Consider the following 25,397-nt stretch of genomic DNA (forward strand, 5'->3'; position numbering starts at 1 on the left):
GTCACGGCTGCGAGAAGCCGTGGCGCTTCAGGATGTCCTGCGCGGCGGGACTCAGCAGGTAGTCGATGAACGCCTTCGCAAGTGCCTGCTCGTGGCTCGCGCTCACGGCGACCACGGGATACGTCACGGGGTCGTGCCCGCCCACGGTCTGCACGATCTCCACCTTGCCGGGCATCAGCACGGCGTCGGTGCGATAGACGAAGCCGGCTTCGGCTTCGCCGCGCGAGACGTAATCGAGCACTTGTCGCACGCTGTCGGCCTGCACGAATTTCGGTGCGAGCGCATTCCAGAGCATCGCTTTTTCAAGCGCCTGTTGCGTGTAGCGGCCCACCGGCACCGTCGACGTCTTGCCGATCGCGATGCGCCGCACGGCCGGGTTCGAAAGATCAGCCACGCTCTTCACGGGCGAGCCCTGCGCCGCAGGCACGATCAGCACGAGTGCGTTTGCGGCGAAGTCGCGCCGCGTGGAGGCATCGAACAAGCCGGCTTGCACGCCGCGCGTCACCGTCTGCTCGTCTGCGCTTGCAAACACATCGACAGGCGCGCCCTCGCGAATCTGCTGAAGCAGCACGCCGGAGGCCGCGAAATTGAAGCGCACGGTCACGTCCGGATGCAACGCCTGGAATTTCGCGCCCACCTCGTTGAACGCTTCGGTCAGACTGGCCGCAGCCGAAACGGTGAGCTGCTGCGCGAGCGCGGCAGAGGGCAGCGCGACACAAGACAGCACTGCAATCAGGATGGCGAACAAAACAGCGCGAAGACGGTTCACAAATCACCTCAAGAAGTCAGCGAAGAGAGAGAAAGCGGCCGGACAACACCAGCACTGCGATAGAAAGCATCGACGTGACAAACACCAGCAGCAAGGCAGCGTGATCGCGGCCGTCCTGCATGGCGTCGTAGATCGCCATGGAAAGCGTTTGCGTCTGGTGGGGAATGTCGCCGGCCACCATCAGCGTCGCGCCGAACTCGCCCATGGCGCGCGCAAAGGCCAGCAGCGTGCCGGCGAGGATGCCGGGCCACGCGAGCGGCAGCGTGACGCGCACAAACACGGACCAAGGCGACTGGCGCAGCGTGCGCGCCGCGGCTTCGAGCGAGCGATCCACACCAGCGAACGCAGCGTTCGCGGACTTCAGCACGAGCGGCAACGCGACGATGGCCGACGCGAGCACGGCCCCGTGCCAGTTGAAGACGACCGTGTAGCCCACCTGCCGATACAGCCAGCCGCCCACCACGCTGCGCCGACCAGCCGCGACCAGCAACCCGTAGCCGATCACCGTGGGCGGCAACACGAGCGGCAGCATGAAGACCGCCTCCAGCATCGCGCTGCCCGGAAAGCGCCGGCGCGCGAACAGCCAGCCCAACGCAATGCCCGCCACGAGCGCGAGCACCGTCGCGATGCCCGCCACGCGCAGCGAAAGCCAGAATGGCGACCAGTCCATCGAATGTAGGGAATCCGACATTTCCGACAATCCGTGTGAAGAATCGGGCGATGCGTGAGGCAGTGCAAGATGCAAGCCATGCACGGCGGCCATCGTCGTGTCGCGCGATCACGTTCAGCCCAGCCCGGCCGCACGCGCGAACAGCGCGAGCGACATGCGCGCCTTCGCCGCGTCGTGTGTCGCGGGCTTGAGCAGCAGCCGATGCGGACCGAGCCGCTCGCTCATCGACTTCACACGCGCAATGCACTGCTCGGGGTCGCCGATGATCGCGTTCGCAAGAATCACGTCGTTGGGCGCATCGGGCGCGAACATCGGCGGCAGCTTGCCTGGCGGAAAATGCACGCCCATCAGCCGCGGGTACGCGCGCACGGCTTCAATGCCGTGCTCCACGGCGCGACGCCCGTCTTCGTCGCAATGAAAGAAGCGCGCAATCGCGAACGGAAAAGCGCCGCGTCGCTCACGCTCAGCCGCCACCTGCTTTGCGACCTGATCGAGATCCGCAGAAGGTGCGGCCATCAGGCCATAGCCGTGTTCCGCGGCAATCTGCGGCGACGCTCCGCTCAGGCTCGCCAGCCACACCGGCACCGGCTGCTGCAACGGACGTGGATAGACCGCCACGCTTTCGTAGCGAAAGAAGCGCCCTTCGAAGTGCGTTTCGGGTTCGGCCCACAACCGTTCGATCAATGCGAGCGCCTCATGCATGCGCTCGCGTGCAACGTCCCCGGACGCAATTCCAGACGGACGATACTGCGCAGGAAACGGCCCACCCCGCGCAACGCCGAACTCGATACGCCCGCCGCTCAGTAGATCGAGCGAGGCGATGTCTTCCGCCACGCGCAGCGGGTCGTTCAAGGCGAGCAATGATGCGCCCGTGCCGAGCCGGATGGCCGACGTGCCCGCCGCAATCTGCGAAAGCAGCACCGTGAGCGCACTGCCGACCGCGAACGGACTGTAGTGATGCTCGGCCACCCACACATCGTGAAAGCCCATCTGCTCCGCCGCCACGCCGGTGCGAACGGTCTGCTGCAGGGCATCGCGCGCATCGCCGTGGGGATTTTCGACGTTGAGAAACACGCCGTATCGTGGTGGGAAATCCGACATGGCTCAGGTCCTGCGATTCAGGTCTCGGCAAGGCGTCGCAAACCAGCTGCGCACCGTGTCGTAGGCATAGCGCGTGAGCCCATCGTGACGCGCGCGCGGCGCGAGCAGATGAACCGAAAGCGGCTCGGCCCAGCCCCAGAAGTCGGCGCGCAGCGCAGCCGGAAAATCCACGTCGTCGAACGCATGCCACAACTGCACGAGCCATAACTCGCGCCCTTCTTCATCGAGCAATAGCGGCAGGCCCGCGCCCGCCTGCAAATGCGCATGACGCTGGCTGTAATAGAGCGGGCCGCCGCACGCTTCCACGACATAGTCGGCCACACGCTCGGTCACGCAGTCGAAGCAGTCGCCCGCATGAATGAAGAGCGGCGTGGTTCTGAGGCGGTGCATGTGCTGCCGCACGAGTTCGCGCAAACCCGCTTCCTCGCAGATGGCGAGCAGACGATGCGGCGGCGCCGGCATCGGCGGACAAATGGTGTGCCCGCCGTGCAACGCGTGATCGCGCGACGATTGCGCAACGGGCCAGCGCAAGGTCCGGTAGCAGGCGCGCGTGCACGGTGTCCAGCGCGCACGCGGCGTGGCCGCAGAAGTGGGTTTCATGAGCGTGTCGGATGTCTTGTCCAGTTTGTTGGCTATATATCGCGATACATAACGGTGGGCACGACAAAGCGAGTACCAGGCCGGAACCGGCCGGCCACCTACTCGGGCCCGAAGCAGTGCGCGTAGTCCGTGCACACGCCGCAACTCGGCGCCTTGCAGACGAACAGTCCTTCACGCTCGCACAGTTGCTTGTAAAAGAACTTCTTCCACTTCATGTCGTGGACGTTCTTTGCGGCGAGCCGCGGATACCAGTACCCCATCAGCGCGGAAAGCTCACGCCGCGACGGCAATCGCAGGTCCTGCCAGAGATGATTGGCACCCAGGCACGCGCACGCCAGCGCATGCGCCACACAGGTGGCTTCCTCGCGCGTGCCCGCACGCGGATCGACGTGATCAGCGAACAGCGTCACGAGGTCTTCCACTTCGTCGTAGCGCGAGCCGCACTGCGATACGTGCTCCGATACCTGAACAGAAACCGCGGCCCACGCAGGCGCAAGCGCCGCCTCTGCGCCGGGAAACCAGCGGGCGAGCAGCCATTGCGTTTGCTGCACATCGAGACCGCGAATGGGCAGTACGTGCACGCCGTCCCGCTCGAACGCGGACGCGAGCACCCCGGCAAGCGCCAGCACCGTCGGGTTGTCGGTGCTAACCGCGTGGCGCATCAGCGTGGCGTGGAAGTTCATGATGCGATGCGCTCAGATCTGCGCGGCCGCGTGCGTATAGCACTTCTTCGGGCAGATCTTCGCGCACGCCGTGCAGCCGATGCACAGCTCGCGATGCGCGATCGTCATGACCTTCTTTTCGTACTCGTCGTCTTCGTCGTCGCCGTCGAGGCGAATGTGCGCGCCTTCGTCGTCGAGCCCCACGAGTTCGAGCACGCCACGCGGGCACACGCGAAAGCACCGTCCGCAGCCGATGCATTTTTCCTCGTCGAGCGTCGACACGAAGGTCGGCGTCCAGGTCTCGCCGCTTGGCAGCGTCACGCTGAAGGTATCGCTCATGGTCGCCTCTATGGTGGTTTCGGCCGGCTCACGCCGAGGCCGCGGCTGCGGCCTTGCGTGCATCCATGAGCGCCGCGTGCGCGTCGTGGCAGCGCTGCGCGACGGCGAGAATCTGTTCCCAGTTCGTCGGTAGTTCCTCGGAAAGATCGTGCAGGTCCATCTTCGCCTGCGTGGCCTGCGCGTTGAGCTTTTTCAGGCGCGCCTTCAGTTCGTCGGCATCGGTCATCGTGTTCTCCCCTTTCACGCGCCGTATTGCGCGACAGCCGGATACGTGCGGATCATTTCCACCGCTTCATTGAGAAACTTGCCGCCCGCCTCGGCCAGCTTCGCGAGCGACGGAAACCCGAAGCGATGCACGTCGCGCAGCTGCTTGTTGACCACCACGAGCCGCCCCGCAATCAGCACCATGCGGCCGAATCCTTCGTGGCTCATCTTCATCATCGGCGACACCATCTGCCCCGTTTCGCGCTCGATCGCCACCGCGATCGCGTTGTAGAACAGCTCCAGATGCCAGAGCGTTTCGGGGTCCGGGTCGCCCATGATCGGAATCGCACGGCGTTCCTCGGGCGTGAGGATGTACCGCTTCAGCAGTTGCAGATCGCTCTTGCCTTCCCACGTGCCGTGCGTGTCCTGCGCGCGCAACTGGCGGATGAGCTGCTGGACGAACGGCGTGGCCAGCAGCAGCGCGTCGTCTTCCGTGTCGGCGCGCGTTTCATTGGTGATGGCTTCAGCCATGAGATACCTCGTCGTTCTCTTCGAAATCGTATGAGCGTGCCCCGTCTTTCGCGAGCGCCTTGCGCAGCCACGGCGGCGGCGTGCCTTTCAGCACGTCGCGCAGCTTCACGAGAATGGCTTCGATAGGCTCCGGCTGCGGCACCTTGATGGGATGAATCTTCAGCGCCACCACGCGCGCCGCGCCGGAGCCGCCAATCGCGGCAACGTACAGAATCGCGCAGTCCTTGACCGCTTCGAGCTTGGGTGCGAGCTTGTCTTCGTCGCCGTCTTCTTCCAGCTTGCCGCCGAAGTCGAACGTTTCGACGAACGTGTGGCCGTCCGCCGTTACGTCGTAAGTGACGATGCTTTTGGCCCAGCCGAAGTGCGCATCGACGTGCACCTTGTCCTGGGTCGCAAATGCGATTTTCATGAGTGGGGCTCCTCGTGCCGTTGGTTCACGCACCGGCCGCAACGACCGGAATCTTCACTTCACGCGCGGGGTCGCGCGCGGCCAGATCCACCGACGCCTGCGGCAGCGGCCAGTCGCCGGGATGGTGATGGGCAATCTGTTCGATCATGAGATTCGCGACTTCGAAGATCAGGTTCATCGTGCCGCGATAACCCACCTGGCAGCGGTGTGCATTGCCCACGCGGTCGAACACCGGAAAGCCCACGCGCATGAGCGGCTTGCCGAGCCGCTCCGCCATCTGCCGGCCGTGCGAATGCGTGATGAGCAGATCGCAGTCGCGTGCGGCGCGTTCCATGTCTTCCAGGTCGCCCAGCACCACTTCGCTCGCCGGTAGCTGTTCGTGCGAAGGCGACGCCGTGGTGCTGATGCAGACGGCAAGCTCCGCGCCCATTTCATGCAGCAACGCGCCGAGCGCGAGCAGCAGGTCCGGCTCCGCGCCAATCGCAACCTTGATGCCGCCCGTGTAGAAGTGGCCGTCGAGCATCGCATCGAGCAACTGGCTGCGCTGCCTGCGGTATTTCGCGGGCACCGGCCGCCCCGACAGTTGCGCGAGGCGCTGAAGCAGGCGGTCGTTAGGTTCGAGCCCGGTCAGGCGCCCGAATATCTCGAACGGCGTGCCCGCCACGTCCTGCAACGCCTGCGCGCCTTCGCGCGTTTGCTCGCCCACACCGATCGTGAACGCCGACGCCCCGGCCGCACGAATCTGTTCGAGCGTCGTGCCGCCCAGTGTGGTGCCGCGCCAGTCCGGCGCAATGTGGCCATCGAGCGAGCCCGAGAGATCGGGCAGCACGATGACGTCGAGCCCGAATGCGGTAACGATCTCGCGCAGTTCGTCGATATCGGCCGGCGAAAGATGACTGCCGGGCAGCAACGTGATCTGCCTCGCGGCCACGGGCAACGGCTTGACCAGCGCCTTCACGATGGCCGTAACGGCGTGCCGGTAGCCGTCTTCGAAACCACCCACGTAGTCAGGCGTGGACACGTAGACCAGTTCCGTATCGTCCAGCTCGGGCTTGCGCTTGCGCACTGTCGTGAGATAGCCCTCCACGTCGTCGCCCTTCGTTTCGGTGAGACCCGTGGAACAGATCGCGATGATCTTCGGCGCCGCGCGCTTGCGGATGTTGAGCAGCGCCGTCTCCACGTTTTCGTAGCCGCCCAGAATCGTGGTGACCTCGTTCATCGCCGTGGTCTGTAGCGGAATGGCTTCCTTGAAGTGCCGCACCAGCAGCACGAGACCGAACGACGTGCAGCCCTGCGAGCCGTGCATGACCGGCATGCACGCGTCGAGCCCCATGAACGCGTAGCTCGCGCCAAGCGGCTGGCTCATCTTGAGCGGATTGACCGCACAGGCTTTCTTCGATTCGACGACCACGGCCATGATTCTCAGCTCCCCTTGCGCTCGCTTGCATTCAGGCCGGCACGCCGGGCTCGAGTCCCATCGCCCATGCGCGCACACCGGCAAAAGCGGCGGGCTCGACAGCCGCAACAGGCGCACGTACAGCGTTCAGCGTTTCACCGTCGTCACCCCAGGGCGCGGGAATGCGCACCTGCTGCCACACGGGGTTGTGAATCGCGCGGTCGATCTCGTGCACGAGTTCCACCATCCCCTCGTACGCCCCATACGGGTGATGCCGCTCCTGGTTGATGTCGAGCCACGGCATGCGCGCCTTCAGCGCGACGAATTGCGAGCGCCCGCCGGACAGCATGATGTCCGCCTTCGCATCGCGCAGCATGGTGTACATCTCGCGCGGCGTCATGTCGTCGATCATGTGGGCGTCGTCACCCATGATCTCCTTGATCTTCTCCTTGTCCTCTTTCGTGCTCTTCTTGACGCTCGTGCCCACAATTTCGAGCCCGGCTTCCTGCAGCGCGGCGACCACCGACCACGATTTCACGCCGCCCGTAATGAGCAGCACACGCTTGCCTTTCAGCCGCTCGCGATAGCGCGCAATGCGTGCCCACGCGCGCGCCTCTTCGGCGGCAATCAAACGTTCCGTGCGTTCCAGCAGGGCTTCCGGCGCGCCCTGCTGCACCAGCAGCTTCGCGATCTGCCGCAACGTATCGCTCATGTCGCCAATGCCGTAAAACGAGCCCTCGAAATATGGAATGCCGTAGCGCTGCTGCATCTTCGTCGCGATGTTGATCATCGACTTCGAGCAGACCATCATGTTGACCTTCGCACGATGCGAGCCGGCAATCTCGTTGTAGCGGCCATCGCCCGAAATACACGAGAGAATGCGGACGCCCAGCGCGTCGAGCAGCGGCTTGGTCTGCCACAGTTCGCCCGAGAGGTTGTATTCGCCGATGATGTTGATGTCGTACGGCGTCGTATATTCCGGCTCGCGCGTGCCGATCACGTAGTCGAGCAGCGCCTCGCCTCCCAGCTTGTTGCCCAGATTCTTCGGTCCCGCGAAGCCCGGTGAATTGACGGGAATGACGGGCTTGCCGAACTTCTCCGATGCGCGTTTGCAGACCGCTTCGATGTCGTCGCCAATGAGCGCCGTCACGCAGGTCTGATAGACGAACACGGCAGGCGGATCGTATTTCTCGATGATCTCGCGCACGCTTCTGAAAAGCCGCTTCTCGCCGCCGTACACCACGTCGAGTTCGTTGATGTCCGTCGTAAAGCCCGTGCGGTAAAGCGTGGAACCCGACGACGCTGCATGGCGGTTGTCCCACGAATTGCCTTCGCATGCGATAGGCCCATGCACGAGATGCGCAACATCCACCACGGGCTGCAACGCGATCTTTGCACCGTCGAATGCGCAGCCGCCCGCGGCCGCGCCAGGCGAGAGTTGCTTCGTGCAGCCCTTCTTGCGCTCCTTTTCGCTTTTGCCCTGGTTCTTGTCGCAACCGGGCTCGTCGAAGACTTCGGCAATCTTGGCCTTGAGCGAAGCGGACATGACGGGCTCCTGACGATGTGGGGTGAATCGAAACTGGCAAGTTCCGTACCACGGGTTGATTGCCTGCAACGCGCGCTACGGCCGTGCTTGCGGCGAGAGACGTGCATGCCGATTGTCGTCATCGAAACGCAGATTGGCCGCTTTGAAGGAATTGCGACAGACAGTGGACCGACTACTCCGCCCCTTCCGCCGCACTCTTCGCCCACACCGCGAAACGGATGCGCTGTGTAATGCCGGCCGGGCTCGCATCGAACGCACGTTGTGACGCGGCCATGGCCCCCTGCGCAATGGCCGCTTCGGCGTGGTTCAACGGCAACCGTCCCGCCACGTGCGTGGCGCCCGGCACGTTGCGCGTAATCGCCTGGCGGTTCGGATGCTCGATAACCGGCACCAGATGGTCCGCTTCACGCACGCCAGCCAGGCAGACCCAGCCGTCGATCACCTCGACCTTGCGGCCGTCCCGCGTAACCTTGACGAGTACCGGGTCTGCCATTGCTGCGCCCCTTCAGCGAATGATGTCGTAGCTGTAGTCGGTCTTCGCGGGCACGATGGTGTTCGCATCGAGCGTCTCGAAGAACTCGTCCAGCAGCATGACCAGCACGCGCAGCGCACCGTCGTAGCCCCACGTCGGGTAGCGATGGTAGTGATGGCGGTCGAAGATCGGGAACACCATGCGAATGAGCGGCGTCTTCGTATCGCGCTCCAGATACTTGCCGTAGGTGTTGCCGATCAGGAAGTCCACCGGTTCCGTGTACAGCAGCGAACGCATGTGCCACAGGTCGCGCTTCGGGTACACCTTGCAGCCTGCGCCGTAAGGCGAGGCGTCGAAGAGCGCCTGCACTTTCGCGGCCCAATCGTCGTTGCCGTTGGTCGCCAGCACGTGCGCCGGTTCCGCGCCCAGTTCGAGCAGGAACTGCGTGTAGCCGAGCATCTGGTCCGGGTCGCCGTACAGCGCGAAACGCTTGCCGTGCAGGTGGGCCTGGCTGTCCGCCATCGCATCCACCAGTTGGCCGCGCTCCTTTTCGAGTTGCGCGGGAATGGGCTTGCCCGTCACACGCGAAATTTCCATCAGGAAGCGGTCGGTGCCCGCCACGCCAACCGGCGCGTTGAGCACCACGACTTCCTGCCCGTGTTCCGCGATGAACTTCGCGGTCTTCTCGCAGCAGTATTCCTGGAACACGAAAGTGGCCTTCGCGTGCAGCGCGCGCTCCACCTCCTCCTTCGTCGTGCCGCCCTCGTACATGCGGAATTCGCCGTCGGTGGGCGTATTCCACGTTTCCGACGGGTCGCAGATCACGTTCACCTGCACGCCGAACAGTTCGAAGATGCGGCGAATTTCCTTCATGTTGCCCACGACGAAGCCGTCGAAGCCGCCGATGAAGTTCACGCTCTCGTCCGGCACGCGCACGAGCGGCGCAGTGGTGCCGGCCTTGCCGCCCCAGAAGTGCTTAAGAATGCCGAGCAACGCGTTGTCGTAGCCCGTCACGTGGCTGCCCACAAAGGCCGGCGTGTGGGCGAACGGCACGTCGTAGTCTTCCGGCACGCTGCCCTTCTGCTTGCTGTTCTTGATGAAAGCGTCAAGGTCGTCGCCGATCACCTCCGCCATGCACGTGGTCGAAACAGCGATCATCTCGGGCTTGTAGAGGTTGTACGCGTTCGCGAGGCCGTCGATCATGTTGTTGAGGCCGCCGAACACTGCGGCGTCTTCCGTCATCGAAGAACTCACGCACGACGTGGGCTCCTTGAAGTGCCGCGAGAAATGCGAGCGGTAGTACGCCACGCAGCCCTGCGAGCCGTGCACGAACGAAAGCGTCTTGTGAAAGCCGTTGGCCACGTAGACCGCGCCGAGCGGCTGGCATGCCTTGGCGGGGTTCACCGTGAGCGAATCGCGGGCGAAGTTCTTCTGCTTGTAGTCTTCGGTCTTGGTCCATTCGACGATCTGCTTGACTGTCTCGTCGGGATGGTTGAACTCGAAGTTCTCTTTCTTGGTACGGAATATTTCCTGATACTCCGGCTCGCGGAACAGCAGCTCGTGATCGAGAATCCTGTCGGCGGATTGGGGCATGACGTCACTCCTGAATCGGTATCGATGAGGTCGGCGACCGAAGCGGCGGCCTCGCCGGCCGCCGACCGCTTGCGCCTGAAAACTGCTGTTTTATGCCGCGTTTTTCCAGGGCGCCTTCGCAAGTCCCCACACGGGGCTCGAAATCGCCATGTCCATGTCGCGCGCGAAGATCGCGAAACCGTCGTAGCCGTGGTACGGGCCCGAATAGTCCCAGCTGTGCATCTGGCGGAACGGCACGCCCATCTTCTGGAACACGTACTTTTCCTTGATGCCCGAGCCCACCAGGTCCGGCTGCACCTGCTCGACGAACTTCTCGAACTCGTAGCCCGTCACGTCGTCGTAAATCAGCGTGCCGTCTTTCACGTAGTGCGTGGTGCGCTGATAGTCGTCGTTGTGGCCGAACTCGTAGCCCGTGCCCACCACGTCCATGCCGAGGTCTTCATACGCGCCGATCACGTGGCGCGGACGCAGCCCGCCCACGAACAGCATCACCTTCTTGCTCTGCAGACGCGGCTTGAACTTCGCAATCACGGCGTCCACCAGCGGGCGGTACTTCGCGATCACGCGTTCCGCGTTCGCCTTGATGGTGTCGTCGAAATGGCTCGCAATCTCGCGCAGGCTCTTCTCGATCATCGAAGGGCCGAAGAAGTTGTATTCGACCCACGGAATGCCGTACTTCTCTTCCATGTGCCGGCTGATGTAGTTCATCGACCGGTAGCAGTGCAGCACGTTGAGCTTGGCCTTCGGCGTGTTCTCCAGTTCTGCGAGGGAGCCGTCGCCGGACCATTGCGCGATTACGCGCAGGCCGATTTCTTCGAGCAGGATGCGGCTCGACCACGCATCGCCGCCAATGTTGTAGTCGCCGATAATCGCCACGTCGTACGGCGTGGATTCGAACTCGGGGCGCTTGGCCGCATCCGTCTTGTCGAATACCCAATCGCGAATGGCGTCGTTCGCCAGATGGTGGCCAAGCGACTGGCTCACGCCGCGAAAGCCTTCGCAACGCACGGGCACAATCGTGTGGCCTTCGTACTGCTTGCTCTTCTTCTTCGACACGGCCTCGATGTCGTCGCCGATCAGCCCGATCGGACATTCGCTCTGAATCGAGATGCCCTTGTTGAGCGGGAACAGTTCCTGAATCTCGTCGATGATCTTGTCGAGCTTCTTGTCGCCACCGAACACGATGTCCTTCTCCTGGAAGTCGGACGTGAACTGCATGGTGACGAACGTGTCGATTCCCGTGGTGCCGATGTAGTAGTTGCGGCGCGCGGCCCACGAGTACTGGCCGCAGCCCACCGGGCCGTGGCTGATGTGAATCATGTCCTTGATCGGCCCCCAGACCACGCCTTTCGAACCCGCGTAGGCGCAGCCGCGAATGGTCATCACGCCGGGCAGCGATTTGATGTTGGACTTCACGCCACAGTCGGGCTTGCCCTCTTCGAAGGTTCCCAAATGCTTGGCGCGCCGCTTGGCCATTTTCTCGGGATAGGCCTTTAGCACTTCGTCGATCAGGGCCTTGTTCGCGGCCTTGCGCTCTTCAACCGTGGCGGTCATGGAATGCTCCAGATGTGAAAATTGTGCGTCGCTGCGTGACGGCCCGCGCGCGGTGCGCAACGCGCGGGCGGCCGTCTCTGCGGGTTCAGGCGACCAGTTCGTCGGCCGTCTTGCCAACCTGCGATTCGTCGATCGCCTTCATGATGCCGTGCTCCATCAGCAGATCTTCGAGCTGATCCATCGTGATCGGCGTCGGGATCGTGCCGTTGCCGGCGTTGTTGTGGATCTTGCTCGCAAGCTGGCGGTACTCGTTCGCCTGATTCGAATCCGGCGCGAACTCGATCACCGTCATGCGGCGCAGTTCCGCGTGCTGCACGATGTTGTCGCGCGGCACGAAGTGGATGAGCCGCGAACCGAGCATGCCCGCGAGCGCTTCGGCCAGCTCCAGTTCCTTGTCGGTCTGGCGCTCGTTGCAGACGAGGCCGCCCAGGCGCACGCCGCCGCTGTTCGCATACTTGAGAATGCCCTTGGAGATGTTGTTGGCCGCATACATGGCCATCATCTCGCCCGACATCACGATGTAGATTTCCTGCGCCTTGTTTTCGCGAATGGGCATGGCGAAGCCGCCGCACACCACGTCGCCCAGCACGTCGTACGACACGTAGTCCACGCCGTCGTACGCGCCGTTTTCTTCGAGGAAGTTGATCGACGTAATCACGCCGCGGCCGGCGCAACCGACGCCCGGTTCCGGACCGCCCGATTCGACGCAGCGAATGTCCTTGTAGCCGATCTTCATCACGTCATCGAGTTCGAGGTCTTCCACCGAACCCGCTTCTGCCGCGAGCGAGAGGATGGTGTCCTGTGCTTTCGCGTGCAGGATCAGACGCGTCGAGTCGGCCTTCGGGTCGCAGCCGACGATGAGGATCTTCTGGCCGAGGTCGGTGAGCGCCGCGAGCGTGTTCTGCGACGTGGTGGACTTGCCGATGCCACCTTTGCCATAAAAGGCGATTTGCCGAAGTTGAGACATTCACATTCTCCAGTTCAGGAATAGGTTGAAACGAGGGGTGCGTACCAAAGCCGAAAAGCAGAGCTGCCAGGCAGACTGCAAAGCTGCGACCAGGTCCTCAGCCGGTGGTGTCCGTATGGTCTTCTTCTCTCGATTCACGCATGGGCCGGAGTGTGTCCGCGGACGGCTCCAGTGCAGCTTCCGTGCCATCTTTCGTGCGATCTGCCGAAAAACTTCGGAATCCCCGCTATAGCGGGCTTTGGGCGCGGTTCAGGGCATTCGCGCTGCGGCGTTGTAGCGCGTGCGACGCGACAGTCGCGCTGTCGGCTTCCCGACAAAAGCGTGGGCGTTTCGTCGCAAACAACACCGTGTGCGAAAGCCCTGGCGCATGCGCTCATGCGTGAGTGGCGTGTTTTGTCGCTGGTACGGTTGTTGCACCGCAGCCGGCCATGAACCCGCTCACCGTTCCTGTTGTGGATGCCAGCCACGCTTCACCGCATTTCGAAGCGATAGGCGGCGAGCCCGCGGTCACACGCCTCGTGGATGCGTTCTACCGGCAGATGGACACGCGGCCCGACGCACGCATCATTCGCGCGATGCATGGCCCCGACCTCGCGCCTGTGAAAACCGTGCTCGTGCGGTATCTCTGCGAATGGCTGGGCGGGCCGAAGCGCTATTCGGAAGAACGCGGCCACCCGCGGCTGCGCATGCGTCACGCTGCGTTTCCCATCGGCACGGCCGAGCGCGACGCATGGCTTGCCTGCATGCGCGCCGCACTCGACGAGACCGGCACGGATGCGGCGCTGCGCGACAAGCTGATGCTCGCGTTCTTCAAGATCGCGGACTGGATGCGCAACAACGGCAGCTGAAAAAGCAGGCGTTGTGCCGACGAAGTAATGAACGAAATGAAGCAAAACGAAGCGGCAATCTGCGACGCAGCCGCCCTCGAAGCTATGTAGCCAAGGAATCCGTCATGACCGACACGCTCATCCGCAAGGAACTCGACAACACCGCCTTCGCCCGGCTGGAACAGGAAGGCCGCTTGCTCAACCCGGTCTTCAAGGGGCTCACGAACACGTTCGGCCGCGTGGGCTTTCGCGGCGAACTCGCGCTGCGTTTCGCACCGAAGCTGGCCGACGAGGCTCGCCCGCCCGAGCTTTCGTGCGAGCAGGTGATGGCCATCGCGAAAACCGGCGAGCCGCAGCTGCCGTTCTTCGCCGGCTGGCTGCTGAGCTTCGAGCATCTGAAAGACGTGGCCGAAGTGCTGGGCGAAGCATTGTCCGCGGGCGGCAAGTACTTTCTGTTCTGCGACAACATCGACCTCAGCAAGCGCTACCAGGTGCCGTACAAGGGCGCGATGTTCTACGTGCTGCCCATCCTCGAATCCACGGTCTACAACGAGATGCTCGAACTGCTTTACCTCGAGAAGAACGACCTCAAGAAGAAGGACACGGCGGGCAAGCTCGACGCGATTGCCGACGCCGCGCTCCGCTTCGACGTGACCTTCGACACGATCACCTACGCGGAAGGCCTCGAATTGATGGGCCCTGTGCGCGACCCCAGCGAGAACCGGCCGGTCTGAAGACCGGTTGAACGTATTCGTGCCCTGCTCGTGGTGCACCGCTTTGCCGATGCGCCACGACGTACCCACCCTGACAGCACCCCGAACCGGAGCGCGCTCATGTCACTGCACACCGACATCGTCCCCGTCGTGCACGAAAGCGCCGGCCGCCGCGTTGTACCGTCCGTTGATACGAGCACACAAAGCAACGTACCTACAGCGCTCGCAACGTGGCTCTCGATTCGCGACTTCCCCGACTTTCATTCACGCAGCTACGAAGGCGTCACGCCGCTCATGCTGGCGTCGCTGCATGGCGAGGACAACGTCGTCGCCGCGCTGCTCGAAGCAGGCGTGCACGTCGACGCGCTCGACGACGAGGGCAACAACGCCCTGTGGTACGCGTGCCTGGGCGGTGCGCCCGCCACGCTTCTGCGCCTTGTTGAAGCGGGCATCGAGATCGACCACGCGAACGACAGCGACATCACCTGCCTCATGCAGGCCGCGGCGAGCGGGCGCGTCGAGGTGATGCAACTGCTGCTCTCGCTCGGCGCGAGCGAAGGGCTCTATGCGCCGGACGGCCGCAACGCACTCGACATGGCCGCCGACCGCGGCTTCGAACTGCTGCGCACGGCGCGCCGTCTGGACAACGACAAACGCAACGGGTCTTCGCACCATGCGTACACGGCCCTTCAGATCATCGACGCCGCGCACCCCGCCAACGCGGCGGAGGTATTTGCGCTCGTCTCAGACAAGGCCGCTTGAGCCGCAGCACACCACCGCGGCCACACGAGGAGCAACGCACATGGCTCACATCACGTTCTACGAGAAGCCCGGTTGCGGCGGCAATGCGAAGCAGCAAGCGCTGCTTGTGGCTGCGGGTCATACGCTGGAGGTGCGCAACCTGTTGCGTTGGCCATGGACACCGCGCACGCTGCTCGTGTTCCTGGATCCGCTGCCCGTGCCCGAGTGGTTCAACCGCGCGGCGCCCGACATCAAGTCCGGCCGCATCGTGCCCGAGTCGCTCAACGCCGGCAACGCGCTCGCGCTGCTGCTGGCTCATCCGCTGCTGATTCGCCGCCCGCTGATGGAGGTGGGCGACACGCGCATGGTGGGCTTCGACATGGCCCGCGTGCATGCATGGATAGGCCTTGGACACGAGACCGCTATCGCCCGCATGCCGCCGTCTCTCGAGGGCTGCGCCGCCGCGACGAGCGGCTGCGATGCCCCGTCCCATTGAACAGGAGTCTTGCGATGCCGCTTTACGACTATCACTGCCGTGATTGCCAGTTGCAGTTCGAAACGCTGGTGCGCGCCGGCACCACGCCCGTCTGTCCGCGCTGCGGCAGCGTCGTGCTCGACAAGCAGGTTAGCGCGCCCGTGCCGCCGGGGCGCAGCAAGGCCATCATCGCGTCGGCACGCCGTCAGGCCGCGCGCGAAGGGCACATGAGCCACTATTCCGCGGCCGAACGCAGCAAGCTGCTGCGTCAGCGCTGAAGGCGGAGCCTGGATCACACAACCTAGATCGTCATCCGAAACAACGCGCCCTGGCGCTGACGATGCACGCGCAGCCACAGCAGCGTTGCAGGCACCAGGGACTCGCACGCGAACCACAACGCGTCGTCATGCTCAGCGCCGGGCGGCAGCGCGAGCCGTGCACGCACGCGCTGCCAGCCGATCCAGTCGATCTCGGGCATCGCCGCGCATATCGGTTCGCTAAGACCGAGTGCGCCGTCCGCCAGCCTCAGCAACTGGCGATGCACCTCCGTGCGCGTGAGCCGCGAGCGCAACAGTTCGTCGCGCCCGATCCCTTCGGCCAGCGTCATCACCACGATGCCCGCCTGCTCGACGATGGACAGCCTGGCGCTGTCCTCGATCGCGCGCGCTCCGTTCATGGTGCCGTTCCGCTCAAACAAAGCTAAGCAGTTCGACCGTTACGGCTTCGTCGCCCAGCACCGCCTGGCACGCGAGGCGCGATTTCGAGCCCACGCCCACAATCGTGTCGAGCTTCTCGTTCTCGGTGCGCTGAATTTTCGAAAGGCTCTTGCGCCCTTCCTGCACGAACAGATGGCACGATCCGCATTCGGCCTTGCCGTCGCATTTGTGCGCAATGTTTTCGCCCGCATCGCGCAGTGCCTGGAGCAGCGTGGTGCCGGCCGTCACGTCGTAGGTCTTGCCCGAAGGCAGTACGGTCAAAGTCGTCATGATGTGATGTGTAACGTGGAGAGTGGGAAGGTAATGAAAGGCGCCGGCTCAGGCCGCCAGCGCAGGTTGCAACGCGCTCACCAGTTCGTCGGCGAACGTCGCGAGCGGCATGGCGATGCGGGTGATCTGCTGCTCGGCGAGAAAGCGTGCCTCCATGCGCGTGGGCTCGTCGGGCAGCACTGCCCAGTGCGTGCCCGACGAACGCTTCATGATCTGCCGTGCGAAGCTGCGCGCCAGTTGGTCGTCGAAGCGGCAGCCCAGAAACAGGAAGCTGCGGCCGCTGCGCCATGTCTGCACGGCGGGAGGAATCGGCGTCTGGATGTCGATCTCGGTCAGCACCTCCACATAGTCGCTGTCCGACACGAGATAGTTGCCCGCCGGCGCATGCGAGCCGATGGGCTTGTAGAGCAGTGCGCCGGCCGCCGGCACGTCTTCGAGCGGCGCGCCCACTGCATCGTATGCACCAAACCACTGGCCGAAGTGCTCCGCCTGCGAAAGCCCCTGCACCTGCGCCCACTGGCCTGCGGGCCGCGCGTCGGCCAGTGCGGTGGCGAACGTGTCGTCGTACCAGCTATCGACGTACAGGCCCGCCCCACTCGCCGCAAGCGCGCGGTGCAGCGCCGAAGGCACGGGCGTTACGCCGAACGCCTCGTTCATGAGGCTCACCACCGACTTGCGATGCTTGAAGTTCTCGATGAACTGCGCGGCCTGCGTGAGCCGGTTGCGGATCTTGTGGGGCACGGAAACGCGGGCGGTCATGATCTGCGCGAGCGCCCCGGCAGTGGCCGGCACCCGGACGTCGTCGCACAGCGCGAGCATGCCGGGCCCCAGATACGGCACCACGTTGCCGTCTTCGATCTGGCGGGCAATGTGCTCGATTGAAACGGGAAGGCTCATGAATGCGGTCCCTCAGAGGTAAATGGCGGCGCCCGCGCCCACGTTCGTCGCAGTGTCCTTCAGCGTCTTCACGATGTAGCGCACCTGGTCCGCGTCGAGTTGCGTGTGCAGCGGCAGCGCAAGCGCGCGGTCGCCGATGCGTTCGGTGTCGGGCAGCGTGCCGCGTTTGCGGCCGATGGCATCGCCCGAATTCATGTAGTGGAACTGCTCGTGCAGCGGGTGGCTGTAGGCCGCTGTTTCCACGCCGCACGCTTTCATGTCGTCGATCATCTGTGTGCGCGCACTCTGCGTGAAGCGCTTGCCGAGGTGCACGACGTAAAGCATCCAGTGCACTTCCTCGACGTCTTCCGCGAGATAGGGCGGCTTGATGCCTTCGAAGCTCTGCATCGCTTCGTGATACCAGGCTTCCACCTGCTTGCGCCGTGCAAGCCGTTCGTCCAGCCCCGCCAGTTGCGCGAGACCGAGTGCCGCCGTGAGTTCGCTCATGCCGGCCTGCAACGGCACGCGCGCGCCGACCGAGACCGACTCGCGGTCCGCGAGACGCCGCTGGCGCAGGTAGCGCAGTTCGTGCGCAAGGCGCTCGTCGTCGGTTACGAGCATGCCGCCTTCGCCGGTGCACAGCGCCGAAGGTGCGGAGAAATCGAACACCGATACATCGCCGAACGTTCCGACGTTGCGGCCCATGTAGCGCGAGCCGAGAGCCTCGGTGCTGTCTTCGATCAGCGTCAGGCCGTGCGTTCGAGCGAGTTCGCGCAATGGCCCCCACGCCGCGGGATGCCCGTTGGTGTTGCCGGCCAGAATGGCGCGCGTGCGCGGACCGATCTTCTGCTGCGCCTTCGCTGCACTCAGGCAGCCGCTCCAGTAGTCGATGTCTGCGAAGACCGGCGTTGCGCCCGCGAGCGTCACGGCCTGCGCCACCTGGTGCCACGTGTGCGACGCGCAGATCACCTCGTCGCCTGCGCCCAGACCGAGCGCGCGCAGCGCGATCCACGTGCCCAGCGTGCCGCTCGCCACGGCCACGGCGTGCGCGCGACCACACCAGCCGGCAAACGCCGTCTCGAACGATTCGAGCAGCGGGCCATCGCTCCAGCGCGATGACTGCAACACCGCGTTGACGAGTTCAATCTCGCGCGGGCCGCACATGGGCTCGCTGAGCGCAATTTCATCGAGTTCCATGCGCGGCTCCGTCTTCGGCAAAGATCACCATGTTGGCTTCGCCGGCCTCGCGCGTGACGGACACGCACATGCCGTCCGACCTCGCGAAGTACGCGCGGCGCGCGCCGCATTCGAGCGCCGGCGTTTCGTCGCGCATCTCGTCGGCGCCGATGCGCAGCGTGCGCACGCTGGGATAGCGCTCGCGCCAACTCGCGGCTGCATCGAACAGGGTGGGCGCCGTACGCAGCACTTCGGCAATCGCCTGCACCTGGGTCGTGTCGAGCGCCATGTCAGTCCTCCACGTCGGCCAAACGCCGCGCTTCCACGGTAATGGGCAGCGTGGTGTCGGCCGCCATCTCGGGCAGCTCGAGCCGCCAGCCGTTCGCGAGCGTGACGAGGCCGCCCCACATCTGCGGGCTCGCCATCGAAACGATGGGCTCCTCGAGATCCTTCTTGGGCACGTAAGCGGTCAGCGTGCCCTTGCTGTCCTTGCGGATCATGACTTTCACGACGGAAGCTCCTGGGTTCGAGGGGAATTCATGCGGCGTGCGCGGCATCGCTCTGGACCGACGGCGCAAGGCCCGGGTCAAGCAGCGGAGCAAGCAGCGGCGGCAACGCCGCCAGCAGGTATTCGATGTCGCGCGCGGACGTTGTTTCGCCGAGCGACAGGCGCACGGCAGCCAGCGCCTCGTCGCGCGAGACGCCCATTGCGGTCAGCACGTGCGAGGGTTCGCTGCCCCCCGACGAACACGCAGCACCCGACGACGCACACACGCCGAGCTGATCGAAGCGCTGCAACACGACATCGGCGGACACCATGCCGAAGCGCAGATAACTCGTAGAAGCGACGCGCGGCGCGCCGGTCGAAAACACGTGCATGCCGGGCACCGCTTCCTGCAGCCCGCGTTCGAGCGCATCGCGCAGTTGCGCCACGCGTGCGGCCTTTGCCTCGACATCGCCCAGCGCATCAAGCGCCGCCGCGAACCCCGCAATGGCCGGCAAATTTTCGGTGCCGCCACGACGATGCCGCTCCTGGCTGCCCTGCATCTGCGGCAGCAACGTCACGCCCTGGCGCAGCAGCAATGCACCGATGCCTTTCGGTCCGCCGATCTTGTGTGCCGACAGCGACACGGCGTCGGCGCCGAACGTGGCGAAATCGAACGGCACCTTGCCCACGAACTGCGTCGCATCCACGTGCATGCGGGCGCCCGCAGCCCGCGCCAGTGCGTACACGTCCTGCACGGGCATCAGCACGCCGGTCTCGTTGTTCGCCGCCATCAGCGAAACGAGCGCGACGTCGGGGCCGATCAGGCGCGCTGCGTGGTCCAGGTCGAGCGTGCCGTCCGCATGCACGCCGATGAAGTCCACCGGCACGCCCTGCGCAATCAGCGCTCGCGCAAGCGCGAGGTGTCCCGCATGTTCGACGGCGCTGAACACGATGCGGCGACGCCCCGTGCCCTGCGCTGCCGCGTGAAGGCCCAGCACCGCGAGGTGGTTCGCTTCGGTCGCGCCGCTCGTGAAGATCACTTCCGCAGGCTTGCAACCGAGCGCGCTCGCCACGCGCGCCCGCGCCGCCCCGAGCGCGCGCTTCGCCTGCTGCCCCTGCCGATGTTGCGACGACGCGTTGCCCCACACGTCCGTCATCGTGGCCAGCACGGCCTGCACGACGCCCGGCGTGGGCGGCGTCGTCGCGTTGTGGTCGAGGTAGATCATGGTGGGCTCCGTCGGTCGCGCTGGAACGTCAAGCTTCAAGACCGCGCTTCATGGCCAGAACACGCGCGCGGCGTCCACGCACAGCATGTCGAGCAGCGCTGTCAGATCGAGGCTCGCGCACTGCTCGTCCCATTCGTGCATGACGTGATTGCGTGCATGCAGATGCCACATGCCGTCCGCGTCGCGCGTGAGCCAGGCAATGTCGATCACGCCGCCGTCGCGGTCCACGTTGCGCGAACAGCACGGGCTTTCAATGCGATACCCGTCCGCCTCATGCGCCACGCGGGGGCGCACGTAGCGGTACCGCACGCGGTTGCGCAAGGCGCGCTCGATCTGGTGTTGCGTGAAGTCCGCCACGGGGCCGCTGTCGGGCCACACTCGGCGTGACGCCTTCGAGCCACCACCGCCTCGCACGGTGCGCGCAATCATGGGCGCACCTCGTCTTCAGGTTGCAGCCCTGCGGGCGCCGGTGCGATCTCGTCTTCCGTGCAGCCCACTACCTGCCTGCCGAACTCGACGAGGTACACCGGCTCGCCGCTCTCCACCACGTGCCCTACGTTGACGATCTCGCCCAGCGTGCCCGCCGTGACGAGGCATTCGTCCTGCGCACGCTCGGGGTAGCTGCCGTCGTTGCGGAGGTCGTCCAGCGCGACCACGCGCATGCCCCAGGCGTAGGCCGGCTCGATGGGTACGATGTTCATCGCGTGCAGTCCTCCGCTTCGTCATGCGCCTCGCCGTCGGCATGCATGTCCTCGTCTTCGGCATGGCCCTCGCCGCGGCGCCCCAGCGCCGCAAGTGCCGCCGCGCGTTCGCCCAGCCGTTCGAGCACGTCGTCGGGCAGGTTGTCGAGCGTGCACAACTCTTTCGCGCGCATGCCGACGCGGTGGCCGCTTTCCACGAAGTCCACCGCGTAGATGTAGAACTGCTGCAGGAACGTGTCGATACGCGTGACGTAGCCGATATCGCCCTTGCTCACGAGCACGTCGCCGATATCTTTGCCCGTATAGGTGCCGTCGTTGCGCACCACGGTGCGGGCAATCACGCGCTCGCCGAAGGCAAAGCGCGGCGGAAAGGCAATCTCGATGGCGTCGTCGTCGCGGTTGATGTCAGCCATGGTGTGCTCCGGCCTGGGCTTCTCTGTAGCACCGCTCTTCGTCCTTGCGTGCCACCGCGACGCACGGGGCATCGCCGCACAGCGCGTCGATGCGTTGGCGCGCAACGGCGCGCACCTCGTCGTCCGGGTCGGCCAGCAACGGCGTCAAGGCCTGCGGCTGCGCGCGTTGTGCGGCCTCCCAGCGCACGCGCCAGTCCACGTCGTCGAAGAGACGCGTGACGAGCGCGGCAGGCAGGCGCGCCGCGACGATGCGGCGCACTTCGGGTTCCGGGTCGTCGGCCATGCGCAGCAGCGCGGGCATGTCGATGCGTTCGGCCACGCGCATTCTCACCACGCGGTCGGCGTCGCGGGCCATCAGCGGCAGCAGCGCAGAAGGCAGGCGCCTTGCGACCCATTCGCGCACGCCGTAGTCCGGGTCCGTGCGCAGATGGGCCAGCGCCTCGGGCGCGAGCCGCTGCGCAACGCGAATGCGCACCTCGCGGTGCGGGTCGCCCGCCATGCGCGCGAGTTGCGCCTGCGGCAGACGCACCGCAATTTGCAGGCGCACGGTTTCGTCGGGATCGTCAATCAGTGCAGGCAGACGGAACACGTCGGCATGGCGCGCCGCGATGGCACGCACCTCGAAATAAGGGTGATCGAGATGCGCGTTGCCCAGTTCGGAATGCCAACGAAAGAAGCGGTCGATGCGACGCGCGTAGGCGTCTTGCATGCAGGCGTGGCCCGGCTCGCAGCCTGCTTCGTCGGGCAACGCACGCAATGCCTGATGCGGGCACGCTGCGCAGTTCACCGGTCCACCCTGCCAGTGACGCGGCGGAATGTCTGCGGAAGGGGCGCGGCGCGTGTTCATGGTTGTGCCGCCCAGCCGCGTGCGGGGTATGCGTGCCGTGTCGCGAAGCCGTCGGCATCCGCATCGGCGTCTGCCGCTTCTTCGTGGCGCGTCAGCACATGCAGCAGCAACGCGCTGCCCACCTGGTCGTCGGGATCGAGGCGCCGCAGTTCGCCGAGGCACCTACGCGCTGCCTCAAGCTCACCCAGCCGCATATGCAGATACGCGAGCCCCTTCAACGTGAACAGATAGAAGCGAACCGCCGCGTCGTAGCGCACGGCGTCGTGCGACGGCGGTACTGCATCGAAGCGCGTGCCGAGCGCCGCGCGTGCCACGGCAAGCGCCGCTTCGCCTACGTTGCGCGCCTCGGCCAGCCGATGCCCATAGAAGTAGAAGCGATACAGCGCAATGAGCGGCGCCGGGTGATCGGGCGCCATCGCGCGAGCCCGTTCGAGGCACGCCAGCGCCTCGTCGGGGCGGTCGCGCAGCCGGCTCGCTTCGGCCACAAGCTGTTCGGCTTCAGGCGCGAGCCCGCCACCCAGCGCGGACAGCGCGAAGCGCGCCATCGCGTCGTCAACGCCCAGCCCTTCGGCTGCTTCGAACGTGAGCGGCTGCGTCATGGCATGGGCCTGCGTCAGGACGCCTGCGGCGGCAACGGCGGACGACCCCGCCCAATCGCGCCCACGTCGATGCGCGCCACGCCCGGCTCGCTCGCGCCCGTGCTGCTGCACGCGCACGGCGCCTGGTTCTGGCTCACGAACGTGAGGCCCGACTGCGTCGGCGTATCGACGAAGTCGATCGTCACGCCGTCCAGCAGCAGCCGGCTCTCGGCGGGCAGGAAGAGCAGCAGGTCGCCCACCTCCAGCGCCTGCTCGCCTTCCTTGAGCGCCGCCTCGGCGCTGAACTCGGCCTGATAGCCGGAGCAGCCGCCCGGGCTCACGAGCAGACGAAAGCCTGCGCCTGCGGGCAAGCCCGAAAAGCGCACGATGCGGCGCATGAATTTCTCCGCGGCGGGAGTGACGGTAACGTGGGGCAGCATGGTGCAGGTAGTCTCCAGTTAAGGCAGTCGAACGGTCAGGCAACGGCGCGGCGTGTGCCGGCGCTCACGCCTGAACGATGCAGCCGTCCACGGGGCACACCGCGACACACTGCGGGCTGTCGAAGTGGCCGTCGCACTCCGTGCACTTCTTCGGGTCGATCGTGAATACGCCGCCTTTCTCGCTGATCGCGACGTTGGGGCACTCCGGCTCGCATGCCGAGCAGCCGGTGCAAGTCGAGCCAATGATCTTCAGGGCCATGGGGACACTCCTTTGAATGGTGATTCGTGTAACTGATGCTGAACGGGCCGCGTGTCATGCGGCCCGCTCGCGTGGTCCGCTTATGCACTGGCGAATAAATGCCGCTACGCCGCCGCCCCCGCGGCCGAGCCCGTGAACGCGCCCTGCCGGATGGCCGCGTCGCCGCGGTCTTCGTGCACGATGGCGCCGCTCGCGATGCGTTCGCGGTAGCCGTTGAACCAGGCCAGCGCGGCTTTTTCGATGAACTCGCCCACGTACTGATCCACGGGTTCGATGCCCGCCTGCGCGAGTTCATCGCGCGGGCAAGCGCCAATCTTCGCGACCAGTACCGCATGGCAGTCGTTGATGGCGCGCACGACAGACGGCAGTTGTTCGTCGTCGCCGTAGCCGCCCTGGCAGTACAGGTCCACGCGGCGATGGCCCACGAACAGCGCTTCGGTCGCGCTCACCTCGAAGATCTGGAATTCGGTGACGTGGCCGAAGTGCTCGTTCACGCGTCCACCGCCCTTCGTGGCGACCGCCACCAGCACCTTGAGGTCGTCGGCTACGTCGATGGCCTGCGCGGCGGCCAGCGCTTCCTGCTTCGCTGCATGCTGCGCCTCGCGTTCCGCCTCCACGCGGCTCTGGTATTCGCGGCGACGGTCGAGGTCGTAGACCACTTCCATCTGCTCGATCTTGTCGAGCGTGAATTCCTCGCTGCGGTCTTCGCCCAGCAGGCCCACCGCGTCCGCACGGCACTGGCGGCAATGGCGCATCAGGTTCGCACCGCCCATGCAGGCGTCCTGCACGGCCTTCAGTTCCTGGGCCGTCGGCCCGCGCTGACCTGTGAGGCCGAAATGCGTGCCGTGCTCCGCTTCGGAAATGAGCGGCATGATGTTGTGCAGGAACGCGCCGCGCTTTTTCACCTCGCGGTTCACGTCGATCAGATGCGTGTCGTTGATGCCCGGAATCAGCACGGAATTGATCTTCGTGAGCACGCCGCGCGCCGTGAGCATTTCGAGCCCCTTCATCTGCCGCTCGTGCAGAATCTGCGCGGCTTCGTAGCCGGTTACGCGCCGGTGGTCCCAGAAGATCCACGGGTAGATCTTCGCGCCCACGGCAGGGTCCACCATGTTGATGGTGATGGTGACGTGGTCGATGTTGTACTGGCAGATCTCGTCCACGAGGTCCGGCAGTGCGAGGCCGTTCGTGGAGAGACAGAGCTTGATGTCGGGCGCCTGCTCTTGAAGCATGCGGAACGTGTCGAAGGTTTTCTTCGGATTCGCAAGCGAATCGCCTGGGCCCGCAATGCCGAGCACGGTCATCTGCGGAATCTCGCTCGCTACGGCGACCACCTTCTTCACGGCTTGTTCGGGCGTGAGCTTCTGCGAGACGACACCGGGCCGCGACTCGTTCGAGCAGTCGTATTTACGGTTGCAGTAGTTGCACTGGATGTTGCACGCGGGCGCGACGGCCACGTGCATGCGTGCGTAATGGTGATGGGCTTCTTCGGAATAGCAGGGGTGATTCTTCACCTTCTCCCATATTTCGGCGGGCATGTCGTCGGGGCCGCCCGACGAACCGCAGCTCGCCTTGCCGTCGCCGCCCTGCGAACCGCAGCCGCCGCCAGCTGCGGGCACATCGATGGTCGAGCCGAGCGGCTTGATCTGCCCGATGCCGATATAGGCGGCAGCGGGTAGCGTGCTGGCATTCGCGCGATCTTGCATGGATATCTCCTCGCAACCGTGGGTGGCTACGCGTGGAGATAAAAGCCAGATCCATGCCATTCACGCAGGGCCCGCGAAATCGCGGATGTGGCCTACATGCGTGCGTTTTGTCGTGTGTTTTGTGATGGGTTTG

General features: G+C 65.0%; 35 protein-coding genes. 5 read left to right on the forward strand and 30 right to left on the reverse strand.

Annotated features, from left to right (window positions below; translation table 11 throughout):
* Position 1: 1 nt before the first annotated feature.
* The 15 genes from modA to nifH all read right to left on the reverse strand — a co-directional run bounded on the left by modA (position 2) and on the right by nifH (position 12,813).
* Entirely contained in the window at positions 2-769 is a 768-nt protein-coding gene (modA, locus tag PKKP23_RS04705; RefSeq protein WP_240658747.1) for a molybdate ABC transporter substrate-binding protein, read from the reverse strand.
* Positions 770-785: 16 nt separating this feature from the next.
* Positions 786-1,460 (reverse strand): molybdate ABC transporter permease subunit, encoded by a 675-nt coding sequence (gene modB / locus PKKP23_RS04710; protein ID WP_126875986.1) that lies wholly within the window; start codon positions 1,458-1,460, stop codon positions 786-788.
* Positions 1,461-1,553: 93 nt separating this feature from the next.
* Positions 1,554-2,540: an LLM class flavin-dependent oxidoreductase gene (locus PKKP23_RS04715; RefSeq protein WP_126875987.1), complete on the reverse strand. Its 987-nt coding sequence runs from the start codon at positions 2,538-2,540 to the stop codon at positions 1,554-1,556.
* A 3-nt stretch (positions 2,541-2,543) separates the two neighbouring features.
* Positions 2,544-3,140 (reverse strand): globin family protein, encoded by a 597-nt coding sequence (locus tag PKKP23_RS04720; RefSeq protein WP_176048869.1) that lies wholly within the window; start codon positions 3,138-3,140, stop codon positions 2,544-2,546.
* Between the two features lie 98 nt (positions 3,141-3,238).
* Entirely contained in the window at positions 3,239-3,823 is a 585-nt protein-coding gene (locus tag PKKP23_RS04725) for a nitrogen fixation protein NifQ (protein ID WP_126875988.1), read from the reverse strand.
* Between the two features lie 12 nt (positions 3,824-3,835).
* The gene (gene fdxB, locus PKKP23_RS04730; RefSeq protein ID WP_017773478.1) at positions 3,836-4,141 is read right to left on the reverse strand and encodes a ferredoxin III, nif-specific; all 306 of its coding nucleotides are present in this window, start codon (positions 4,139-4,141) and stop codon (positions 3,836-3,838) included.
* A gap of 28 nt (positions 4,142-4,169) precedes the next feature.
* Positions 4,170-4,367, reverse strand: coding sequence for a CCE_0567 family metalloprotein (locus tag PKKP23_RS04735; RefSeq protein ID WP_042302366.1), 198 nt, complete (start codon positions 4,365-4,367; stop codon positions 4,170-4,172).
* Between the two features lie 14 nt (positions 4,368-4,381).
* Positions 4,382-4,876: a NifX-associated nitrogen fixation protein gene (locus PKKP23_RS04740; protein ID WP_126875989.1), complete on the reverse strand. Its 495-nt coding sequence runs from the start codon at positions 4,874-4,876 to the stop codon at positions 4,382-4,384.
* Positions 4,869-5,285 carry a nitrogen fixation protein NifX gene (gene nifX, locus PKKP23_RS04745; RefSeq protein ID WP_017773475.1) on the reverse strand — a complete coding sequence of 139 codons (417 nt, stop codon included), beginning with the start codon at positions 5,283-5,285 and terminating at the stop codon, positions 4,869-4,871. The genes PKKP23_RS04740 and nifX overlap by 8 nt, the downstream gene beginning before the upstream one ends.
* Positions 5,286-5,310: 25 nt before the next feature.
* Complete coding sequence (nifN, locus tag PKKP23_RS04750) at positions 5,311-6,702, reverse strand: nitrogenase iron-molybdenum cofactor biosynthesis protein NifN (protein WP_126875990.1); 1,392 nt, start codon at positions 6,700-6,702, stop codon at positions 5,311-5,313.
* A 31-nt stretch (positions 6,703-6,733) separates the two neighbouring features.
* A complete protein-coding gene (gene nifE / locus PKKP23_RS04755) occupies positions 6,734-8,227 on the reverse strand; it encodes a nitrogenase iron-molybdenum cofactor biosynthesis protein NifE (RefSeq protein WP_126875991.1) in 1,494 nt (497 codons plus the stop codon).
* Between the two features lie 172 nt (positions 8,228-8,399).
* Positions 8,400-8,720: a hypothetical protein gene (locus PKKP23_RS04760; RefSeq protein ID WP_126875992.1), complete on the reverse strand. Its 321-nt coding sequence runs from the start codon at positions 8,718-8,720 to the stop codon at positions 8,400-8,402.
* A gap of 12 nt (positions 8,721-8,732) precedes the next feature.
* Complete coding sequence (gene nifK, locus PKKP23_RS04765) at positions 8,733-10,292, reverse strand: nitrogenase molybdenum-iron protein subunit beta (RefSeq protein ID WP_017773471.1); 1,560 nt, start codon at positions 10,290-10,292, stop codon at positions 8,733-8,735.
* A 90-nt stretch (positions 10,293-10,382) separates the two neighbouring features.
* A complete protein-coding gene (nifD, locus tag PKKP23_RS04770) occupies positions 10,383-11,846 on the reverse strand; it encodes a nitrogenase molybdenum-iron protein alpha chain (RefSeq protein ID WP_017773470.1) in 1,464 nt (487 codons plus the stop codon).
* A gap of 85 nt (positions 11,847-11,931) precedes the next feature.
* Positions 11,932-12,813: a nitrogenase iron protein gene (gene nifH / locus PKKP23_RS04775; protein WP_017773469.1), complete on the reverse strand. Its 882-nt coding sequence runs from the start codon at positions 12,811-12,813 to the stop codon at positions 11,932-11,934.
* A gap of 428 nt (positions 12,814-13,241) precedes the next feature.
* Here nifH and PKKP23_RS04780 point away from each other — a divergent pair, with 428 nt between their 5' ends.
* The 5 genes from PKKP23_RS04780 (at position 13,242) to PKKP23_RS04800 (ending at position 15,847) form a co-directional block, all read left to right on the forward strand.
* A complete protein-coding gene (locus PKKP23_RS04780) occupies positions 13,242-13,661 on the forward strand; it encodes a group II truncated hemoglobin (RefSeq protein WP_126875993.1) in 420 nt (139 codons plus the stop codon).
* A gap of 104 nt (positions 13,662-13,765) precedes the next feature.
* Positions 13,766-14,374, forward strand: coding sequence for a hypothetical protein (locus tag PKKP23_RS04785; protein ID WP_126875994.1), 609 nt, complete (start codon positions 13,766-13,768; stop codon positions 14,372-14,374).
* Positions 14,375-14,473: 99 nt separating this feature from the next.
* A complete protein-coding gene (locus tag PKKP23_RS04790) occupies positions 14,474-15,115 on the forward strand; it encodes an ankyrin repeat domain-containing protein (RefSeq protein WP_126875995.1) in 642 nt (213 codons plus the stop codon).
* Positions 15,116-15,155: 40 nt separating this feature from the next.
* A complete protein-coding gene (locus PKKP23_RS04795; RefSeq protein WP_126875996.1) occupies positions 15,156-15,590 on the forward strand; it encodes an ArsC/Spx/MgsR family protein in 435 nt (144 codons plus the stop codon).
* Positions 15,591-15,604: 14 nt separating this feature from the next.
* Complete coding sequence (locus tag PKKP23_RS04800) at positions 15,605-15,847, forward strand: FmdB family zinc ribbon protein (RefSeq protein WP_126875997.1); 243 nt, start codon at positions 15,605-15,607, stop codon at positions 15,845-15,847.
* 23 nt (positions 15,848-15,870) lie between these two features.
* Here PKKP23_RS04800 and PKKP23_RS04805 read toward each other — a convergent pair whose 3' ends face one another.
* The 15 genes from PKKP23_RS04805 to nifB form a co-directional block, all read right to left on the reverse strand.
* Positions 15,871-16,245, reverse strand: a complete 375-nt coding sequence (locus tag PKKP23_RS04805) for a hypothetical protein (protein WP_042302354.1) — start codon at positions 16,243-16,245, stop codon at positions 15,871-15,873.
* A gap of 13 nt (positions 16,246-16,258) precedes the next feature.
* The gene (locus tag PKKP23_RS04810; protein ID WP_026121177.1) at positions 16,259-16,555 is read right to left on the reverse strand and encodes a 2Fe-2S iron-sulfur cluster-binding protein; all 297 of its coding nucleotides are present in this window, start codon (positions 16,553-16,555) and stop codon (positions 16,259-16,261) included.
* A gap of 48 nt (positions 16,556-16,603) precedes the next feature.
* Positions 16,604-17,452 (reverse strand): SIR2 family NAD-dependent protein deacylase, encoded by an 849-nt coding sequence (locus PKKP23_RS04815; RefSeq protein WP_126875998.1) that lies wholly within the window; start codon positions 17,450-17,452, stop codon positions 16,604-16,606.
* Positions 17,453-17,464: 12 nt separating this feature from the next.
* Positions 17,465-18,628 (reverse strand): DegT/DnrJ/EryC1/StrS family aminotransferase, encoded by a 1,164-nt coding sequence (locus PKKP23_RS04820; RefSeq protein WP_126875999.1) that lies wholly within the window; start codon positions 18,626-18,628, stop codon positions 17,465-17,467.
* Entirely contained in the window at positions 18,615-18,896 is a 282-nt protein-coding gene (locus tag PKKP23_RS04825) for a hypothetical protein (protein WP_126876000.1), read from the reverse strand. The genes PKKP23_RS04820 and PKKP23_RS04825 overlap by 14 nt, the downstream gene beginning before the upstream one ends.
* A 1-nt stretch (position 18,897) precedes the next feature.
* Entirely contained in the window at positions 18,898-19,116 is a 219-nt protein-coding gene (gene nifT / locus PKKP23_RS04830) for a putative nitrogen fixation protein NifT (protein WP_026121175.1), read from the reverse strand.
* Between the two features lie 28 nt (positions 19,117-19,144).
* Positions 19,145-20,320, reverse strand: coding sequence for a cysteine desulfurase family protein (locus PKKP23_RS04835; RefSeq protein WP_126876001.1), 1,176 nt, complete (start codon positions 20,318-20,320; stop codon positions 19,145-19,147).
* Between the two features lie 48 nt (positions 20,321-20,368).
* The gene (locus tag PKKP23_RS04840; RefSeq protein ID WP_017773456.1) at positions 20,369-20,749 is read right to left on the reverse strand and encodes a DUF3024 domain-containing protein; all 381 of its coding nucleotides are present in this window, start codon (positions 20,747-20,749) and stop codon (positions 20,369-20,371) included.
* Entirely contained in the window at positions 20,746-21,021 is a 276-nt protein-coding gene (locus PKKP23_RS04845; protein WP_126876002.1) for a nitrogen fixation protein NifZ, read from the reverse strand. Before PKKP23_RS04845 ends, PKKP23_RS04840 begins: the two co-directional genes overlap by 4 nt.
* A complete protein-coding gene (locus PKKP23_RS04850; RefSeq protein ID WP_126876003.1) occupies positions 21,018-21,434 on the reverse strand; it encodes a nitrogen fixation protein NifZ in 417 nt (138 codons plus the stop codon). Before PKKP23_RS04850 ends, PKKP23_RS04845 begins: the two co-directional genes overlap by 4 nt.
* The gene (locus tag PKKP23_RS04855) at positions 21,427-22,281 is read right to left on the reverse strand and encodes a 4Fe4S-binding leucine-rich repeat protein (RefSeq protein WP_126876004.1); all 855 of its coding nucleotides are present in this window, start codon (positions 22,279-22,281) and stop codon (positions 21,427-21,429) included. The genes PKKP23_RS04850 and PKKP23_RS04855 overlap by 8 nt, the downstream gene beginning before the upstream one ends.
* Complete coding sequence (locus tag PKKP23_RS04860) at positions 22,278-22,880, reverse strand: tetratricopeptide repeat protein (protein ID WP_126876005.1); 603 nt, start codon at positions 22,878-22,880, stop codon at positions 22,278-22,280. The genes PKKP23_RS04855 and PKKP23_RS04860 overlap by 4 nt, the downstream gene beginning before the upstream one ends.
* Before the next feature lie 14 nt (positions 22,881-22,894).
* Positions 22,895-23,299 carry a HesB/IscA family protein gene (locus PKKP23_RS04865; RefSeq protein ID WP_126876006.1) on the reverse strand — a complete coding sequence of 135 codons (405 nt, stop codon included), beginning with the start codon at positions 23,297-23,299 and terminating at the stop codon, positions 22,895-22,897.
* A 64-nt stretch (positions 23,300-23,363) separates the two neighbouring features.
* Positions 23,364-23,558 carry a 4Fe-4S binding protein gene (locus PKKP23_RS04870; RefSeq protein WP_017773450.1) on the reverse strand — a complete coding sequence of 65 codons (195 nt, stop codon included), beginning with the start codon at positions 23,556-23,558 and terminating at the stop codon, positions 23,364-23,366.
* 104 nt (positions 23,559-23,662) lie between these two features.
* Positions 23,663-25,264 (reverse strand): nitrogenase cofactor biosynthesis protein NifB, encoded by a 1,602-nt coding sequence (nifB, locus tag PKKP23_RS04875; RefSeq protein WP_017773449.1) that lies wholly within the window; start codon positions 25,262-25,264, stop codon positions 23,663-23,665.
* Positions 25,265-25,397: the final 133 nt, after the last annotated feature.

This window comes from Paraburkholderia kururiensis JCM 10599 = LMG 19447 (assembly GCF_003986935.1).
GTDB classification, from domain to species: Bacteria; Pseudomonadota; Gammaproteobacteria; order Burkholderiales; family Burkholderiaceae; genus Paraburkholderia; species Paraburkholderia kururiensis.

Coding starts and splice junctions, on each gene's coding strand:
- modB (WP_126875986.1), bottom strand. CDS start 1,460: ATGTCGGATTCCCTACATTCGATGGACTGGTCGCCATTCTGGCTTTCG.
- PKKP23_RS04715 (WP_126875987.1), bottom strand. CDS start 2,540: ATGTCGGATTTCCCACCACGATACGGCGTGTTTCTCAACGTCGAAAAT.
- PKKP23_RS04720 (WP_176048869.1), bottom strand. CDS start 3,140: ATGAAACCCACTTCTGCGGCCACGCCGCGTGCGCGCTGGACACCGTGC.
- PKKP23_RS04725 (WP_126875988.1), bottom strand. CDS start 3,823: ATGAACTTCCACGCCACGCTGATGCGCCACGCGGTTAGCACCGACAAC.
- fdxB (WP_017773478.1), bottom strand. CDS start 4,141: ATGAGCGATACCTTCAGCGTGACGCTGCCAAGCGGCGAGACCTGGACG.
- PKKP23_RS04735 (WP_042302366.1), bottom strand. CDS start 4,367: ATGACCGATGCCGACGAACTGAAGGCGCGCCTGAAAAAGCTCAACGCG.
- PKKP23_RS04740 (WP_126875989.1), bottom strand. CDS start 4,876: ATGGCTGAAGCCATCACCAATGAAACGCGCGCCGACACGGAAGACGAC.
- nifX (WP_017773475.1), bottom strand. CDS start 5,285: ATGAAAATCGCATTTGCGACCCAGGACAAGGTGCACGTCGATGCGCAC.
- nifN (WP_126875990.1), bottom strand. CDS start 6,702: ATGGCCGTGGTCGTCGAATCGAAGAAAGCCTGTGCGGTCAATCCGCTC.
- nifE (WP_126875991.1), bottom strand. CDS start 8,227: ATGTCCGCTTCGCTCAAGGCCAAGATTGCCGAAGTCTTCGACGAGCCC.
- PKKP23_RS04760 (WP_126875992.1), bottom strand. CDS start 8,720: ATGGCAGACCCGGTACTCGTCAAGGTTACGCGGGACGGCCGCAAGGTC.
- nifK (WP_017773471.1), bottom strand. CDS start 10,292: ATGCCCCAATCCGCCGACAGGATTCTCGATCACGAGCTGCTGTTCCGC.
- nifD (WP_017773470.1), bottom strand. CDS start 11,846: ATGACCGCCACGGTTGAAGAGCGCAAGGCCGCGAACAAGGCCCTGATC.
- nifH (WP_017773469.1), bottom strand. CDS start 12,813: ATGTCTCAACTTCGGCAAATCGCCTTTTATGGCAAAGGTGGCATCGGC.
- PKKP23_RS04780 (WP_126875993.1), top strand. CDS start 13,242: ATGAACCCGCTCACCGTTCCTGTTGTGGATGCCAGCCACGCTTCACCG.
- PKKP23_RS04785 (WP_126875994.1), top strand. CDS start 13,766: ATGACCGACACGCTCATCCGCAAGGAACTCGACAACACCGCCTTCGCC.
- PKKP23_RS04790 (WP_126875995.1), top strand. CDS start 14,474: ATGTCACTGCACACCGACATCGTCCCCGTCGTGCACGAAAGCGCCGGC.
- PKKP23_RS04795 (WP_126875996.1), top strand. CDS start 15,156: ATGGCTCACATCACGTTCTACGAGAAGCCCGGTTGCGGCGGCAATGCG.
- PKKP23_RS04800 (WP_126875997.1), top strand. CDS start 15,605: ATGCCGCTTTACGACTATCACTGCCGTGATTGCCAGTTGCAGTTCGAA.
- PKKP23_RS04805 (WP_042302354.1), bottom strand. CDS start 16,245: ATGAACGGAGCGCGCGCGATCGAGGACAGCGCCAGGCTGTCCATCGTC.
- PKKP23_RS04810 (WP_026121177.1), bottom strand. CDS start 16,555: ATGACGACTTTGACCGTACTGCCTTCGGGCAAGACCTACGACGTGACG.
- PKKP23_RS04815 (WP_126875998.1), bottom strand. CDS start 17,452: ATGAGCCTTCCCGTTTCAATCGAGCACATTGCCCGCCAGATCGAAGAC.
- PKKP23_RS04820 (WP_126875999.1), bottom strand. CDS start 18,628: ATGGAACTCGATGAAATTGCGCTCAGCGAGCCCATGTGCGGCCCGCGC.
- PKKP23_RS04825 (WP_126876000.1), bottom strand. CDS start 18,896: ATGGCGCTCGACACGACCCAGGTGCAGGCGATTGCCGAAGTGCTGCGT.
- PKKP23_RS04835 (WP_126876001.1), bottom strand. CDS start 20,320: ATGATCTACCTCGACCACAACGCGACGACGCCGCCCACGCCGGGCGTC.
- PKKP23_RS04840 (WP_017773456.1), bottom strand. CDS start 20,749: ATGATTGCGCGCACCGTGCGAGGCGGTGGTGGCTCGAAGGCGTCACGC.
- PKKP23_RS04845 (WP_126876002.1), bottom strand. CDS start 21,021: ATGAACATCGTACCCATCGAGCCGGCCTACGCCTGGGGCATGCGCGTG.
- PKKP23_RS04850 (WP_126876003.1), bottom strand. CDS start 21,434: ATGGCTGACATCAACCGCGACGACGACGCCATCGAGATTGCCTTTCCG.
- PKKP23_RS04855 (WP_126876004.1), bottom strand. CDS start 22,281: ATGAACACGCGCCGCGCCCCTTCCGCAGACATTCCGCCGCGTCACTGG.
- PKKP23_RS04860 (WP_126876005.1), bottom strand. CDS start 22,880: ATGACGCAGCCGCTCACGTTCGAAGCAGCCGAAGGGCTGGGCGTTGAC.
- PKKP23_RS04865 (WP_126876006.1), bottom strand. CDS start 23,299: ATGCTGCCCCACGTTACCGTCACTCCCGCCGCGGAGAAATTCATGCGC.
- PKKP23_RS04870 (WP_017773450.1), bottom strand. CDS start 23,558: ATGGCCCTGAAGATCATTGGCTCGACTTGCACCGGCTGCTCGGCATGC.
- nifB (WP_017773449.1), bottom strand. CDS start 25,264: ATGCAAGATCGCGCGAATGCCAGCACGCTACCCGCTGCCGCCTATATC.